The organism is Tenacibaculum soleae (genome assembly GCF_001693415.1).
GTDB classification, from domain to species: Bacteria; Bacteroidota; Bacteroidia; order Flavobacteriales; family Flavobacteriaceae; genus Polaribacter; species Polaribacter soleae.
The window spans coordinates 1,498,485-1,514,081 of sequence record NZ_MAKX01000001.1 but is presented as its reverse complement, the minus strand read 5'-3'; the positions used below and the strand labels follow the sequence as shown (position 1 = coordinate 1,514,081).

Annotated in this window: 13 protein-coding genes; 7 read left to right on the top strand and 6 right to left on the bottom strand. The window is 32.5% G+C overall.

Features of this window, described 5'->3' with window-relative positions; genetic code table 11:
• From BA195_RS07210 to BA195_RS07200, 3 genes are all read right to left on the bottom strand, one after another.
• A partial coding sequence (locus BA195_RS07210; RefSeq protein WP_176714962.1) for a choice-of-anchor L domain-containing protein occupies positions 1-4,434 on the bottom strand: 4,434 nt, incomplete at its 3' end.
• 343 nt (positions 4,435-4,777) lie between these two features.
• Positions 4,778-5,920: a cysteine desulfurase family protein gene (locus BA195_RS07205; RefSeq protein ID WP_068703839.1), complete on the bottom strand. Its 1,143-nt coding sequence runs from the start codon at positions 5,918-5,920 to the stop codon at positions 4,778-4,780.
• Positions 5,921-5,934: 14 nt separating this feature from the next.
• Entirely contained in the window at positions 5,935-6,483 is a 549-nt protein-coding gene (locus BA195_RS07200) for a Smr/MutS family protein (RefSeq protein WP_068703838.1), read from the bottom strand.
• An 82-nt stretch (positions 6,484-6,565) separates the two neighbouring features.
• On the opposite strand from BA195_RS07200, the gene BA195_RS07195 reads away from it, so the two are divergent.
• Positions 6,566-7,222 carry a low molecular weight phosphatase family protein gene (locus BA195_RS07195; protein ID WP_068703837.1) on the top strand — a complete coding sequence of 219 codons (657 nt, stop codon included), beginning with the start codon at positions 6,566-6,568 and terminating at the stop codon, positions 7,220-7,222.
• A gap of 113 nt (positions 7,223-7,335) precedes the next feature.
• On the opposite strand, the gene ppk2 (BA195_RS07190) is transcribed toward BA195_RS07195, so the two are convergent.
• On the bottom strand, positions 7,336-8,115 hold the full coding sequence (gene ppk2 / locus BA195_RS07190; RefSeq protein WP_068703836.1) for a polyphosphate kinase 2: 780 nt from the start codon (positions 8,113-8,115) through the stop codon (positions 7,336-7,338).
• 1 nt (position 8,116) lies between these two features.
• The gene (gene ppk2 / locus BA195_RS07185; RefSeq protein ID WP_068703834.1) at positions 8,117-8,974 is read right to left on the bottom strand and encodes a polyphosphate kinase 2; all 858 of its coding nucleotides are present in this window, start codon (positions 8,972-8,974) and stop codon (positions 8,117-8,119) included.
• 69 nt (positions 8,975-9,043) lie between these two features.
• On the opposite strand from ppk2 (BA195_RS07185), the gene BA195_RS07180 reads away from it, so the two are divergent.
• Both BA195_RS07180 and dnaN read left to right on the top strand, forming a co-directional pair.
• Positions 9,044-9,988 carry a lipid A deacylase LpxR family protein gene (locus tag BA195_RS07180; protein ID WP_068703832.1) on the top strand — a complete coding sequence of 315 codons (945 nt, stop codon included), beginning with the start codon at positions 9,044-9,046 and terminating at the stop codon, positions 9,986-9,988.
• An 84-nt stretch (positions 9,989-10,072) separates the two neighbouring features.
• Positions 10,073-11,191 carry a DNA polymerase III subunit beta gene (gene dnaN, locus BA195_RS07175; RefSeq protein ID WP_068703830.1) on the top strand — a complete coding sequence of 373 codons (1,119 nt, stop codon included), beginning with the start codon at positions 10,073-10,075 and terminating at the stop codon, positions 11,189-11,191.
• A 103-nt stretch (positions 11,192-11,294) separates the two neighbouring features.
• Here the strand turns inward: dnaN and BA195_RS07170 are convergent, their stop codons facing one another.
• Positions 11,295-12,290 carry a hypothetical protein gene (locus BA195_RS07170; RefSeq protein ID WP_141677661.1) on the bottom strand — a complete coding sequence of 332 codons (996 nt, stop codon included), beginning with the start codon at positions 12,288-12,290 and terminating at the stop codon, positions 11,295-11,297.
• 314 nt (positions 12,291-12,604) lie between these two features.
• Here BA195_RS07170 and BA195_RS07165 point away from each other — a divergent pair, with 314 nt between their 5' ends.
• From BA195_RS07165 to dapB, 4 genes are read left to right on the top strand one after another with little or no spacing between them, the layout of a single operon-like run.
• A complete protein-coding gene (locus BA195_RS07165) occupies positions 12,605-13,369 on the top strand; it encodes a ParA family protein (protein WP_068703826.1) in 765 nt (254 codons plus the stop codon).
• Positions 13,370-13,378: 9 nt separating this feature from the next.
• Positions 13,379-14,266 (top strand): ParB/RepB/Spo0J family partition protein, encoded by an 888-nt coding sequence (locus BA195_RS07160; protein ID WP_068703824.1) that lies wholly within the window; start codon positions 13,379-13,381, stop codon positions 14,264-14,266.
• A 42-nt stretch (positions 14,267-14,308) separates the two neighbouring features.
• Positions 14,309-14,845 (top strand): DUF5683 domain-containing protein, encoded by a 537-nt coding sequence (locus BA195_RS07155; RefSeq protein ID WP_245662327.1) that lies wholly within the window; start codon positions 14,309-14,311, stop codon positions 14,843-14,845.
• A 2-nt stretch (positions 14,846-14,847) separates the two neighbouring features.
• Positions 14,848-15,549 carry a 4-hydroxy-tetrahydrodipicolinate reductase gene (gene dapB, locus BA195_RS07150; protein WP_068703820.1) on the top strand — a complete coding sequence of 234 codons (702 nt, stop codon included), beginning with the start codon at positions 14,848-14,850 and terminating at the stop codon, positions 15,547-15,549.
• Positions 15,550-15,597: the final 48 nt, after the last annotated feature.

Sequence of the window (15,597 nt, the reverse complement as noted above, 5' to 3'; positions counted from 1 at the left end):
AACTGTATCTGCTACACTTGAACATCCGTTGTCTGCATCTGTTACTATTAATGARTATGTTCCTGCTGCACTTACTACTGGACTAGCTGTATTTGCTCCACTATCTATTGTTCCATCTGCWGTTGTCCAGGCATAACTTAAAACTCCTTGACCTGTTGATCCTGATCCATCTAAGGTTAATGTAGTTGTTCCACATGTTAACTCTGCAGTTGATCCTGCTTCTGCTGTTGGTGCTAAAACATCTTCTGTTATCACAACTGTATCTGCTACACTTGAACATCCGTTGTCTGCATCTGTTACTATTAATGARTATGTTCCTGCTGCACTTACTACTGGACTAGCTGTATTTGCTCCACTATCTATTGTTCCATCTGCWGTTGTCCAGGCATAACTTAAAACTCCTTGACCTGTTGATCCTGATCCATCTAAGGTTAATGTAGTTGTTCCACATGTTAACTCTGCAGTTGMTCCTGCTTCTGCTGTTGGTGCTAAAACATCTTCTGTTATCACAACTGTATCTGCTACACTTAAACATCCGTTGTCTGCATCTGTTACTATTAATGAGTATGTTCCTGCTGCACTTACTACTGGACTAACTGTATTTGCTCCACTATCTATTGTTCCATCTGCAGTTGTCCAGGCATAACTTAAAACTCCTTGACCTGTTGATCCTGATCCATCTAAGGTTAATGTAGTTGTTCCACATGTTAACTCTGCAGTTGMTCCTGCTTCTGCTGTTGGTGCTGTATTATCTAATGTCGTTGTTACTGATGCTGTATCTGTACATCCATTAGCCGCTGTTACTGTTACCGTAAACGTTCCTGCGGTACTTACTAATAATGTTGAAGCTGTTCCAACTACTGTTGATCCATCTGACCAAGAGTAACTTGTTCCACCACTTGCTGTTAACGTAGTACTTGGTGTTGCACAAGTTAATGCCAATCCATGATCATTAGTAATGCTTGCAGTTGGTGTTTTATTTACTGTTACTAATACATCAGACTCTTCAACACAACCTCCTGCTGACGTAATAGTGTATGTAATTGTTACAGTACCACTACTTATACCTGTTACAACACCTGATGCATCAACAGTAGCACGGGCGATATCTGAAGAGCTCCATACACCTCCTGCATCTCCATTAGAACTTAAATTTAATGTTTTTGTTGTACAAACTGAAGTTCCTCCAGATATTGTACCTGCATTAGGTGCAGGATTAACTACTGTACTAGCACCTACTCCTTGACCTTGATCATCATTTGCTCCATCAGCTGTTCCTGATGTGTTTACTAAATCAGGTACCCCATTTGAGTTAACACCTCCGTTTGCTGCTATATCTATTCTTCCTTGATGGATTCCTGAAGCTACCAAGTGTGATAACTCAACATCTTCATCTCCCTCAATAGCATCATAACACCCATCACCATCAGAATCTACATCTAGATAATCTGGAGTATTATCGTTATCTGTATCACATTTTACTTTTGCAAAAAATGAATACGCAATAAAATCAGCACCTAAATCTTCACTTACTATTTTTATACTTGAAACTAAAGTTGTTCCTCGTCCTTTTATTGTTATATCTTGATTATCAGCTGTTCCATTTAATGATATTACACCACTAGTATCATTATAGCTTAAATCACCTCTAGTTTTAAGAAATAACCCATCAGCAGAACCTCCATTTATCGTAATAGTGTATTTTGCTGTAGCTGGTAATGAAAAACTCGTAGGATCAACATCGTTTATCCATAGTGCAATTTCACTTACTGGCACCGCAGGAGAAAATGTTAATTCGAAATCAACATCGCCAGTATTAGCTATACGCTGCCCAGCTCCATTTTGATTAATGCTATAATTTATTTGCCCATCATTAAAAAAACCTGCATTCGTTTGAGAAACACTTCCTGGTAAGGTCGCTGTTACAGTTGATGTTGTTCCTGCCCAAGCTCCTGAATTATTTTGTGACAAATACCCTACACAACTTTCATCAATATCTAAAATACCATCATTATCATCATCTAAATCACAGGTATCATCTACCCCATCTCCGTCAGTATCTACTCCTGAAGCAAAAGGACAGTTACATGATGCTACTGCTGGATTTTGAAAATCACCTGTAGCATTTATAGCTGCCGCAGTATTTGGTACTCCCGTAGTAGCATTTACATCGTTTGATGGAAATTGGTAATTTGTTGTTTGATTTGTTGTTGTACCTGCTTCTATTGCATCAGAACAACCATCGCCATCAGAATCTAAATCTAATTGATTTGGAATACCGTCACCATCGATATCATTACTAATAGATGGACCACTTCCACAAAACTCTATTAACTGACCTATTATAGCCTCTGCTTCTTCACAATTTCCTGCATTTAAGTTATCTGGCCATATTGAACAAGTAGCTTGTGTTGCATTGTCACCACAAAAAGCTGCGGTTCCTGGATTTAATTTATTAGAGCTACCTGTAGTTCCTGTAGTACTTAAAGCTATCCAATTGATACCTCCGCCTACTGTGTTTGACAATGTTATTGACGGCGCTCCACCTGTGTTGTTAGAAGTAGCTTGTGCTCTTGTAATTAAATATGCTGCTCCGTTTGAATTATCTCCTACTTTATGAAGTACATCTGGCTCTCCAACTGAAAGTGTACCACAAACTTCAATTACAGCTGCTGAATCCATAAATACATCTACAGTTGTGGTATTAGTAGCCCCAAAAGTACCTGCTTGATTTATCAATAAAGATCCTTTTGCTATAAAATAAGCACCTTTACCCATATGTACTTCTGATATTGCAGAACCAGATGCTGCGTTTTGACCAATAGTCATAGAACCTGTTACAATGGCTCCTCCTGTATCAGAAACAAAAAGCTTACCATTAGCATTTAAATTAACTGTTGTTAATTCTGCTCCTGGAAGTATATATAACTCACCTCCTGCGTTTATAGTTAAAGAACTTAAACCCATATCTAAATCACTAGATATTGTGTATTTTTCTCCACTATTAATTACTGTTATTGCAGCATTTAATTCGGTTGTACCTGATGAAGGCGCCATAGATTCTGGTGTTATACACCCTTTTTCATCGGTATCTAAAACCCCATCATTATCATCATCTAAATCATCTCTATCTGCAACTCCATCACCATCTGTATCTACTAATACTGTTACAGTAACAGTTGCAGTATCACAGTTTGTAGATGGCTTACATACTGTATATACTAAATCGTATACACCAGCTGCGGTACCCGGTACAACATTTACCTCACCAGTAGCGGTATTTAAAGTTACTCCTGGGTTTGCTGTACTTATTTGGTTTAACTCTACATCTGCAACATCAGGGTTTAAAGTACCCCCTACGGTATCGTTAGTTAACACATTTGCTACGGCAACACCACCTGTTGTAGCAACCACTTCTCCTGCATCATTTTCAGCTTCTATTATAGGCACCCCTCCAACACTTGATATAAAAACTCCTGAATCTAAAGTCGCATCAACAACATCTGCAATGGCAATTTTCATATGGTATACAATACCTGGTGTTAAATTTATATTTGCTGAAAACTTTTTAGTTATTCCATTAAATTGCACATTTACTGGGTAAGGCCCTATGTTGTCATTACACACTGCAGGGTCACTATTAAGACCTGTATCATCATATAAATAATGCCCGTTATTTATATACCAAGCCGCTTGCCCTACATCTGCTGGCGAACTACCTCCGGAACACCCTATAAAACCTGCATTTACATTGTTAATGGACACTGGGTTTGTGGTACCTGGCACAAAGGCTAAGTTAAGAGCTGGTTGTTCTGCCCCATCATATACACCATTAAGATTAGTATCTCTTCCATCAGGTATGGTAGCATCCGCACCCGAAGGGTCAGAAACAAAAAAACCAAAAACGTCATTATATATAGAACCTACATAATCTGGATACTCTTCAGAACCAAATTGGTATTCTAATAAAACCCCTGTATAATTAGGTAAGGCTTCAAAATCGAACTCAAAAACAACTACATCACTGTATGCGTTAGTATCTATATTTCTTAAATCTATATCACCATAAAGATCAAACCCCCCAAAAGAAGCAGTATTAGCATCATTAGCGCCAAAAACATTAGCAACATTTGAAGTTGTAAAAGCAATACCTTCATCAACCTCTAAACCTGCCCCAGCTATACCGTTAGAAAAGGTAGCTATTTGATCAGAAGTTGTCGTTGCTTGACTTGGATTACTACCGCTTCGTGTAATAACAGGGTTTGTTATTATAACCCCTGAAGACTGCAATTCAGCAGCTATTTGAGCTGCCGTTGGGTTTGCTGTAAAAGTAGCTTGCGCATTTACTAAAAACGAAGTAAACAACAATAAAATTAAACTTATTGTTACTTTATTACAAAACTGTATTTTTTTTGAATAGTAGTTATTTTCCATAAAATTTACTATAATTATTTACTATAATTACTCTTTGTTTTTATTTTGAAGCATAAAAAAACCCCAAAAAATGCATTTAGCCTTTTTAAAGACAAATGTATTGTTTGGGGGTTATTTTTATTAAACGTTGCAAATATAATTAACTTTTACGTATGACACATATATTATTAGACACTTTTTCATTTAATTAGTCACAATAATTTTAAATAAAAATTACTTATACAATAATGAAGTTAAATAAATAACAACTATTGAAACTAACAACTATTCAACTAATATAAGCAATTAAAACAAAAACAACGACAATATGGTATTAAATAATTTTTAACTTCTTTAAAACCTCTTACTGTAAGTATTTATTGTTTTTTAATTTAAAAATACAATAATCCACATCATTTACCGTAGTTAACTTACTAAATGAAAACCTAATTGAAGTTTTATCAGCTTCTTGTTCACTTAAAAAAGCAACTAACACATGCGATCCTTTATTTGCTCCACTTTGACAAGCACTACCTCCGGAAACCGCAACCCCCTGTAAATCTAAATTAAAAAGCATCATTTTATCTTTTATATTAAAACGTACATTTAGTATCGTGTAACTACTTTTATCCAAATTACAAGACATCCCATTAAACTGCACGTTTTTAAAATGCTCCTCTAATTGCGTTATAAAGTACGATTTTATTTTCAAAATATATAATTTATCTTCCTCTAAATTATCATAAGCAATTTTTAAAGCTTTTTCCATCCCTAAAATTGCATGTACATTTTCAGTACTAGAACGCATTCCTTTTTCCTGCTCTCCTCCATGTAAAATCGGTCGCATACTAATACCTTTTTTAATATAAGCAAACCCAACTCCTTTTGGCCCATGAAACTTATGTGCGCTTGCCACTATAAAATCAATAGGTGTTTTTTGTAAATCTATTTGATAATGCCCTATCGCCTGCACAGTATCTGAATGAAAATAAGCGTCGTATTTTTTACATACATCAGCTACCTTATTAATAGAAAGCAGGTTTCCTATTTCATTATTTACATACATTAAACTTACCAGCGTTTTTTGAGTTGACTCTTGTAAGTGTTTTTCTAAATCGCTTAAAACTACCGACCCGTTTTTATCAACCTCAACATATTTAACCGATATATTATACTGCTTTTGCAAATACTGTACAGTACGTAAAACCGCATGATGCTCAATTTTAGAGGTAATTATTTTTTTTACTCCTAAGTTTAATACTGCGTTATATAAAATTAAATTATCTGCCTCGGTACCACCTGCCGTAAAAACAATTTCAGCAGCAGCTACATTAAAGTGTTTAGCTATATTTTTTCGCGCCGTTTCAACCGCTGCTTTTGCTTTTCTACCAAATTGATGAATGGATGACGGGTTTCCAAAATTAACTTGCATTGATTGCTGCATAACCTCAATCACCTCTGGTAACATAGGTGTTGTTGCTGCATTATCTAAATATACAGTTTTCATAATTTAGTTCTTAATTAGTTTGCATTTTGATATACATAAACCTCTGTGGCTCCTTGGCCATACTTTTGATAGGAAGCATCGTAATATTTTACTGGATAATTATTTAATAAATATAGCAATTCTGTTTTTAAAACTCCTTCACCTACTCCATGAATTAACACTAATTTTGAAATACGTTTAGCAATACAATACTCTAATTTATGCTTTGCTGTTTGCAATTGCAATGATAACACATCATAATTATCCATTCCTTTAGTAGATTTTAGTAATTTTTCAGCATGTAAATCTACCTCCATCACCACTTCGTTTTTTGCTTTTACAAATAATGATTTTTTAGTTTTTTTTACCTCATTCATTTTTGATTTTAACAACGAACTACTAACGCGCACTTGCCTGCTTAACTCGTTTTGCTCAACTTTAATTTTTACCAACTCATGTGCAAAAAAGGAAAACTCCATTCCACCTTCATCTTTAACAAAAAACAGATTATTTTCTATTTTAGTTATCAACCCTTTAATATCAGCATCTAAAACTGATACTTTATTACCTATTTCTAAACACATCCTTAACCTTTACTTAATTAATTAAAAGAGTTTTACAGCGTATTTTTGCAGTAATTCTTTCTTACAAAAGAACTGTAAAAAAATGATAAACACTAAAAATATTGACACAAAAGCATTTTTTGAAGATGCAAGAAAAGAAATAATTATTAGCATTGAGCGTAAAAAACTACTAACCGATATCGCGCAATCAATTGTTAATGAATACGAAGATAGAGAAAAGATAAATTTAAATTTTATTTGCACGCACAACTCTCGAAGAAGTCAATTTGCACAAGTTTGGAGTTTTTACGCTATTGAATACTTTAACTTGAGAAATATTTTTGCGTATTCTGGCGGAACCGAAACCACCGCTTTTCATAGAAACACCGTAAAAAGCTTACAAAAAACGGGTTTTAACTTTAATATTGTTGATTTTTCACACCAAAACCCGCGCTATCTAATTACTTTTAAAGGCTCAAAAAAATCTATTTTAGGGTTTTCTAAAATTTACGACCACCCAAACAACAGTTATCCTTACATAGCCATTACAACTTGTAATAATGCTGATGAAAACTGTCCTTTTATTCCTGATGCAATAACCAGGTTTCATTTACCATACTCGGATCCGAAAAATTTTGACAACACTGACTTAGTTTCTGAAAATTATTTAAACACAAGTAAAAACATTGCTTGTGAGGTGTTTTTTATTTTTGAGCTCATAAAAAAAGAAATAGACTCCCTAACATCAGAGCTATTTTAGACAACGGTTCTACTAATTTTAAAGCATCTTTTATTTAATTTCACCTAAACCAACCTAAACTCGTTTAAAACTAAATACTATAAAAAAATCAATTAATTATATTATGATAAAAACTACACTACTGTACTTTTATCATAAGGTATACTTTTTAACACATGATTTATAGCATTAACACGAGCAATTGTTTTTCTATTTGCTTGTATTACTTTCCAAGGTGATATTTCAGTGTTTGTTTTACTAAACATTGCTTTTTTATATTCGGTATAATCATCCCACAACTCTTGTGCTTTTTCATCAACTGGTGTAATTTTCCACTGTTTTAAAGGGTTATTTTTTATATCAAGAAATCGCTTAGCTTGTTCTCTTTTATTAATTGACATGTATATTTTCACCAATCGAATACCAGACTCTAAAATCATTCTTTCAAAATCATTTACTTGATTCATAAACACCTTATACTCTTCTTGGGTACAAAATCCGTTTACCGGCTCTACTACAGCTCTATTATACCAACTACGATCAAAAAAAACCATTTCACCTGCTTTTGGAAACTGCTCAACATATCGCTGAAAATACCATTGGGTTTTCTCATCTTCATTAGGTTTTGGCAATGCAACAATTCGCATATGACGTGGATTTATACGTTCGGTTATTCTTCGTATCGCTCCACCTTTTCCTGCAGCATCTCGTCCTTCAAAAATAATGATTATACGTTCATTTTTATTGATAGCCCACTTTTGCAAGCGTATTAATTCTACTTGTAATTTTTTCAGTTTTCGTTCGTAATCTACATATCGAATAGCTCGCTCTAAATTAAAAGGTTTTGATAAAATTGCTTTTAATCCTTTAGTAGAATTTAATTTATCTACGTCTTTTTGTGTTAACTTACCCATATTAATCTAAATGTTTTGTTGAACGATAGTAACGCATTACTATATTGGGATCTGGATTTGTTATTACTTTTTCTTCCTTTTCTTCCTGATAATCAAATTGAGACAACACATGACGTATACACTCTACTCTTGCTTTTTTCTTGTCATTTGTTTTAACCACAATCCAAGGACTATAAGCAGTGTGTGTTTTACTAAACATTTCGCTTTTATAATAAGTGTATTCACTCCACAGCTCTTGCCCTCTTTTATCAACAGGACTAAACTTCCATCTTTTTAAAGGATCATCATTACGAGCATTAAACCTACGCTCTTGTTCTTCTTTTGATATTGACAACCAAAATTTAATAATCGTTACGCCATCTTCATACAACATATGCTCAAACTCCGGCACTTGCACCAAAAATTTTTTATACTCATCTTTTGTACAAAAACCCATTACAGGCTCAACAACTGCCCTATTATACCAACTGCGGTCAAAAAATACTATTTCACCAGGGTTTGGCAACTCCTTAATATATCTTTGAAAATACCATTGCCCTCGTTCAACTACGGTTGGTTTATTTAAAGCGACTAATCGCATAGATCGTGGATTTAAATGTTCCATAAAGCGACGGATATTACCTCCTTTACCGGCAGCATCCCTTCCTTCAAATATGACTGCCACCCTTTTATTGTTCTTAGCAATCCATTGTTGCAGTTTTACCAACTCGATTTGTAATTTTTTCAATTCTTCTTCATAGGCCATCTTTTCTTTGACCTTTTCTATCGATACTCCTTTTTCATTTATCAAATGCAATAATTCATCATTTGACGATACATTTTCAAAGTCGTTAATTGTAAGTTTTATTTTATTCCCCATTTAAAACAGCATGTTGAATTTTTATTTATTTAACTATAGCTTTGCTAAAATAAGACGATATTAGCAGCTATGAAACAAAAAATATTTTTTTTATTTATCTTTATCACTATAAATATTTTTTCTCAACACAAATACGCTAAAGAATTTAGTTTCCTTAATGATAATGACTTATATATTTCAACCAGTCAAGACCGATACTACACCAATGGAATGTTTTTATCTTACAGGTATTTAAGTAATAAGACATCAAAAAAAATTGAAAAAAAAATAATTGAATTACAACTTGGTCATCACATGTACACACCTTTTAAAGCAACTGTTAACCAACATATGGATCATGATCGCCCTTTTGCTGGCTATTTATTTGGCCGTTACGGAGTACATAATTTTTACAAAAACAACAGTATATTAAAAACATCTTTAGAAATTGGTATAATAGGCACTTCTGCAATGAGTAAAGAATTGCAAGACTTTATTCATGATATTTATGGCTACAAAAAAGCAATCGGATGGAAATATCAAATAGCCAATGCTTTTGGCGTAAATTTAAATATTGATCATATAAAAAATTTAGGTGGCGATAATTATTTCGACATCAACTGGGTTAATAACCTAAAAGCTGGAACAGTTTATACTGATTTTTCATCAGGATTATACGGACGAGTAGGCTTAAAACCTTTGCAAAAAATAATTAATTCCATCGCATTTAACGGTAATCTAAACAATAACAACACAAACTACAATAACAAAAGCGAAGCATTTATATATATAAAACCAATGGTACATTATGTTGTTTATGATGCAACTATTGAAGGCAGTTTTTTAAATACCAACAGCCCTATTACCTACAATATCGAACCATTTAAATTTACAACCGAAATAGGAATACGCTTTACCGCAAATCAATTTAACTTTGGATATATAGTAAACTACCACACTAAAAAACTTAAAAGCCTACGTGTACCTAAAAAAAATTTTTATGGCACAATACTAGTAAACTACCAATTTAACTAACTATTTTTTCTTATTAAAAAAATAATTTTTAAAATCATCAAATTAAGATATATTTGTAACTCTAATAAATAGAAACTATACTAAATGAAATTTATCGTATCTAGCTCTCAGTTATTAAAACAACTACAAGTTTTAGGAGGGGTTATAAACAGCAATAACACATTACCTATTTTAGACAACTTTTTGTTCGAACTAGCTAACAATGAACTTCAAATATCATCTTCTGATCTTGAAACAACGATGACTTCTGTTATAGAGGTAGAAAGTACTGACACAGGATCAATAGCTATTAATGCTCGTTTATTATTAGATACTTTAAAAACTTTTCCGGAACAACCACTTACTTTTAAAGTAGAAAGTGATAGTACTATCGAAATTATTTCTGAGCAAGGTAAATATGATATGGCATATTTTAATGGAGAAGAGTTTCCGAAAGCTGTTGAATTACCATCACCAAGTAGTACTGAAATTCCGTCGCACATTTTAGCTACCGCTATTTCAAAAACAATTTTTGCTGCTGGTAATGATGATTTAAGACCAGTAATGAGTGGTGTATTTTTTCAATTCAACTCAAAAGAATTAACTTTTGTAGCTACTGATGCACATAAATTAGTAAAATATACACGTACTGATGTTACTGCCGATAAATCTGCCGAATTTATAATGCCTAAAAAGCCTTTAAATTTATTAAAAGGAATTTTAGGAGGATCAGAAAACAATGTTACTATTGAATACAACGACACAAACGCCAAATTTACGTTTGACAATGTTGTTTTAGTATGTCGTTTAATTGACGGAAAATACCCGAATTACGAAGCAGTAATTCCTAAAGAAAATCCAAATAAATTAACCGTAGACAGAGCATCTTTTTTAAACTCTGTACGCCGTGTTTCTATTTTTTCTAGTAAAACAACACATCAAATACGTTTAAAAATGGCAGGAACAGAATTAAATATTTCTGCTGAAGATTTAGACTACTCAAACAAAGCCGACGAGCGATTACATTGTGATTATCAAGGTGATGATATGCAAATAGGCTTTAACTCACGTTTTTTAAGCGAAATGTTAAACAACTTAAGTGCCAATGATGTATTAATAGAAATGTCATTACCAAACAGGGCTGGAATTTTAACTCCAATTGATGGAACTGACGAAGGAGAACAAGTTACTATGTTAGTTATGCCAGTAATGTTAAACGGATAAAATATTTAAAACAAAACAATAAAAGCCACATACTTAAAAATATGTGGCTTTTACTTTACTATTTTAGAATAACATTAAATAATTATCTGAATATTTCTTAAATTTAATATTGTAATGTTATTGACACCGTATTAGGATTAGAGCTATACCAGTGTGCCCAATGCTTAGACTCTCCCTCTAAAGGTGTATAAATTTCTGGAGCCCATGGAAAACCAACAGCCCAACTATAAACGACTTGTGCTTGACTACAATTACAATATTTGTGTCCAGATTTAGCTACATTAATTGACGATGGGTAACCAGGATAACCAGGCGTTACTTTTGATCTAAAAGCCATATTATACTCTAACCTATTATCTGTTTTTACTGTTTTCCACCAAGACCACCATAAAAACTTCTTTTTTTCTTGAACCAATGTATTTGCCCCAATAGCACTATAAAAACCCCAAAAACCATTAAATTGTCTAGCTCTCATTCTATGATTACTATCAAAATACTTATGTGCTGTGACTCCTCTTGCCATTGCTTTTTCTTTTACATTAACATCAGTAAAAGTATTAGTATGTGCATAAACATTTAACTCTTTAGAGTAATCAATTCTTTTTCCTTTTTCAAGTTTAATTGCCCCTGAATTATACTTTTCTAAAAACTCATTTATTGTATTACTAAAACCTTTCGTATACGTATACACAAAATCACCATCAATTCTAAAAATTTTTCCTTCGATGGCTATTTCTCCATTTTGATTTAATAAAAACAATAACATATTATCATCAGAACCAACTTTAGCTACCTCTTTTATATTTATCCCTAGGCTTTTTGCCTCACTTGATTCTAAATTATAAATCAATAACAAAGGATTATATCTACCAGAACTACTCATTTCTTTTGCTTCTTCTAATAGGTCAGAATCTGACTCTAGCCGATCATTAATAAAACTCTTAAGCTCTTTAACCGTTTCAAATTGCAGCATTTTAGATGCAATGTTTTTAGATGCAATGCTTCTTTGCGCCTCATTTTCAATAATCCCCTGTTCTTGTTCACTTTGACATGCCATAATAATAATACCCAGCATCAATACTAAAAAATACTTTTTCATAATAACTTGTTTTAACTTTTACCTACTCTTACGCTTTTCGGTTTACGCGATATCATTTAATTAACTCTATATTTATTTAAGTATAGAAATTCTTTTAACTAGTATCACAAAGAATTAAAGCAAAATTAAAGCACAAGTATGATTATAACATGGTTTGAAAAACGCTTATTATGAGGGTTTAACAACCTAAAAATTAACATTCCTTAATAAATAGGAAACTTCATTAATTAAATTATGAGTTTTGTTAACATCTTTCGCTTTTAATAATCATAAATAATTGTAAATTTACCTCTTTCAAACTTTTATAAATCACTATGGGTAAAATAATAGCAATTGCAAATCAAAAAGGTGGCGTAGGTAAAACTACTAGCTCTGTAAACTTAGCTGCATCATTAGGCGTATTAGAAAAAAAAGTCTTATTAATTGATGCTGACCCGCAAGCAAATGCTACTTCTGGTTTAGGTTTAGATGTTGAATCAATAGAATCTGGAACTTATCAAGTTTTAGAACATACTGTAAGCGCTAAAGACACTATTTTAAAAACCGATTCTCCTAATGTAGATTTAATTCCGGCACATATTGATCTTGTTGCTATTGAAATAGAATTGGTAGATAAACAGGAAAGAGAATATATGCTTAAAAAAGCATTAAAAGATATAAAAGACGATTACGATTATATTTTAATTGATTGTGCCCCGTCTTTAGGTTTAATTACATTAAACTCTTTAGTAGCTTCAGATTCTGTGATTATACCTATTCAGTGTGAATATTTTGCCTTAGAAGGATTAGGAAAACTTTTAAATACGATTAAAAGTGTTCAAAAAATTCATAATCCAGATTTAGACATTGAAGGTTTATTATTAACCATGTTTGATTCTCGTTTACGTCTTTCAAATCAAGTTGTAGAAGAAGTGAAAAAACACTTTAGCTCAATGGTATTTGACACCATAGTTCATCGAAATATTCGTTTAAGTGAAGCACCTAGTTATGGTGAAAGTATAATTTCATACGATGCAACCAGTAAAGGTGCCGTAAATTACTTAAATTTGGCAAACGAAATTTTAACAAAAAACGCATAATTACTGTACATGGCAAAAGCAACTAAAAAACGAGCTTTAGGAAGAGGTTTATCAGCCTTATTAACAGAAACTGCAGAAGTAAATTCAGCAGAAGATAAAAATGCTGATAAATTAGTAGGTAACATCATTGAAATTGAATTAAATTCAATAGAAATGAACCCTTATCAACCTAGAACCTATTTTGATGAAGAAGCTTTACGTGAATTAGCAAATTCTATCGAGCAGTTAGGAGTTATACAACCTATTACTGTAAGAAAATTACCAAATAATACATTTCAATTAGTTTCTGGTGAGCGTCGTTTTAGAGCTTCAAAACTAATAGGTAATAAAACAGTACCCGCCTATATACGTTTGGCAAATGATCAAGAAATGCTAGAAATGGCATTGGTTGAAAACATTCAACGTAAAAACCTTGATCCTATTGAGGTAGCACTTTCTTACCAACGTTTAATTGACGAAATTCAATTAACTCAAGAAGAATTAAGTGTTCGTGTGGGTAAAAAACGATCAACAGTAACCAATTATTTGCGTTTATTAAAATTAGACCCAATCATACAAACTGGTATGCGTGATGGTTTTATTTCTATGGGACATGGACGTGCTTTAATTAGTATTTTTAATACCGAAAATCAATTAACGGTTTACGAAAAAATAGTTAAAGATAAATTATCTGTTCGTCAAACAGAAGAATTAGTTAAAAGCTTAAAATCAGGAGCTGTAACTAAAACAACAAAGAAAAAAGCGTTACCTAGCTTTGTTTCTGACAGTGTAAAAGACATAAGTGATTATTTTGGAAACAAAGTAGATGTAAGTGTTAACAATCGTGGAAAAGGAAAAATTTCTATTCCTTTTACTTCTGAAGAAGATTTTAATCGCATTAAAAACTTATTAAAATAATTGAATTTTAAAGGTTTCATATTCGTTTTTTTAAGTCTTTTTTTGAGTAAAAATTTATTTTCTCAAAAAGATTCTACCGCAATTAGAGCAAAACAATTACAAATAGGCAGTAGCAAATACAACCCTTTATCACCGTCAAAAGCAGCTTTTTATTCTGCTATTTTTCCTGGTGGAGGTCAAATTTATAATAAAAAATACTGGAAAGCCCCAATCGTATGGGGAGCCATAGGAGCTAGCGCATACTTTTATTTTGACAACAACAATGAGTATAATCGTTACCGAACCGCTTTTAAATTACGAAAACAAGGTTTAAAAGATGAGTTTACTAATGAAAATGGCACACCTCTAATTTCAACAACCGGTCTTGAAAATGCACAAAAAGTATTTCGGAAAAACCGAGATTTGTCCTTATTAACAGGACTTTTACTATATGTACTTCAAATTGTAGAAGCTAGTGTAAATGCACACCTTTTACAATTTGACACTGACGATAGTCTTTCTATAAACCCTACAATAACTCCCGACCCTTTATTTATTGAAGCTCCAAAAGTTGGGTTAAACTTAAAATATACTTTTTAAAAATGAAAATTGCCTTACTTGGTTATGGAAGAATGGGTAAAGAAATTGAAAAAATTGCTTTACAAAGAGGCCATGAAATAGTCATAAAAACCTCAGGAAAAGAAGAGTACGATATTACAAAAGCTGATATCGCCATTGATTTTAGCATTCCTACATCTGCCTTTACAAATATTAGCAATTGTATCAATAATAACACACCTGTTATTTCAGGAACCACAGGATGGTTAGCTAGCTATAATACTATCGTTGATTTGTGTAACCAAAAAAAAGGTGCTTTTATTTATGCCTCAAACTTTAGTTTAGGAGTTAATGTTTTTTTTGAATTAAATAAACAATTAGCTAAAATGATGCATACTTTAAGTGATTACAATATTGCTATTGAAGAAATTCATCATACAAAAAAATTAGATGCTCCTAGCGGAACTTCAATTACTTTAGCAGAAGGTATTATTGATAACTCAGAAAAAGAAAATTGGGAATTAGATAAAAACACATCAGAAAAAAACATTCCAATTACAGCTATTAGAACGCCTGATGTTCCTGGTACACATACAGTAAGTTACCAATCTACAATTGATACTATTGATATTAAGCACACTGCTCATAATAGGCATGGGTTTGCTTTAGGAGCTGTGGTTGCAGCCGAATGGTTAGTTAATAAAACGGGGGTTTACACAATGAGAGATGTGTTAAATTTAGGTTAATTACGTAACTAATAGATAAAAAATACACTAATAATATAGAATTTATTC

Coding starts and splice junctions, on each gene's coding strand:
- BA195_RS07205 (WP_068703839.1), bottom strand. CDS start 5,920: ATGAAAACTGTATATTTAGATAATGCAGCAACAACACCTATGTTACCA.
- dapB (WP_068703820.1), top strand. CDS start 14,848: ATGAAAATTGCCTTACTTGGTTATGGAAGAATGGGTAAAGAAATTGAA.
- BA195_RS07195 (WP_068703837.1), top strand. CDS start 6,566: ATGATAAACACTAAAAATATTGACACAAAAGCATTTTTTGAAGATGCA.
- BA195_RS07200 (WP_068703838.1), bottom strand. CDS start 6,483: ATGTGTTTAGAAATAGGTAATAAAGTATCAGTTTTAGATGCTGATATT.
- dnaN (WP_068703830.1), top strand. CDS start 10,073: ATGAAATTTATCGTATCTAGCTCTCAGTTATTAAAACAACTACAAGTT.
- BA195_RS07160 (WP_068703824.1), top strand. CDS start 13,379: ATGGCAAAAGCAACTAAAAAACGAGCTTTAGGAAGAGGTTTATCAGCC.
- BA195_RS07170 (WP_141677661.1), bottom strand. CDS start 12,290: ATGAAAAAGTATTTTTTAGTATTGATGCTGGGTATTATTATTATGGCA.
- ppk2 (WP_068703834.1), bottom strand. CDS start 8,974: ATGGGGAATAAAATAAAACTTACAATTAACGACTTTGAAAATGTATCG.
- ppk2 (WP_068703836.1), bottom strand. CDS start 8,115: ATGGGTAAGTTAACACAAAAAGACGTAGATAAATTAAATTCTACTAAA.
- BA195_RS07165 (WP_068703826.1), top strand. CDS start 12,605: ATGGGTAAAATAATAGCAATTGCAAATCAAAAAGGTGGCGTAGGTAAA.
- BA195_RS07180 (WP_068703832.1), top strand. CDS start 9,044: ATGAAACAAAAAATATTTTTTTTATTTATCTTTATCACTATAAATATT.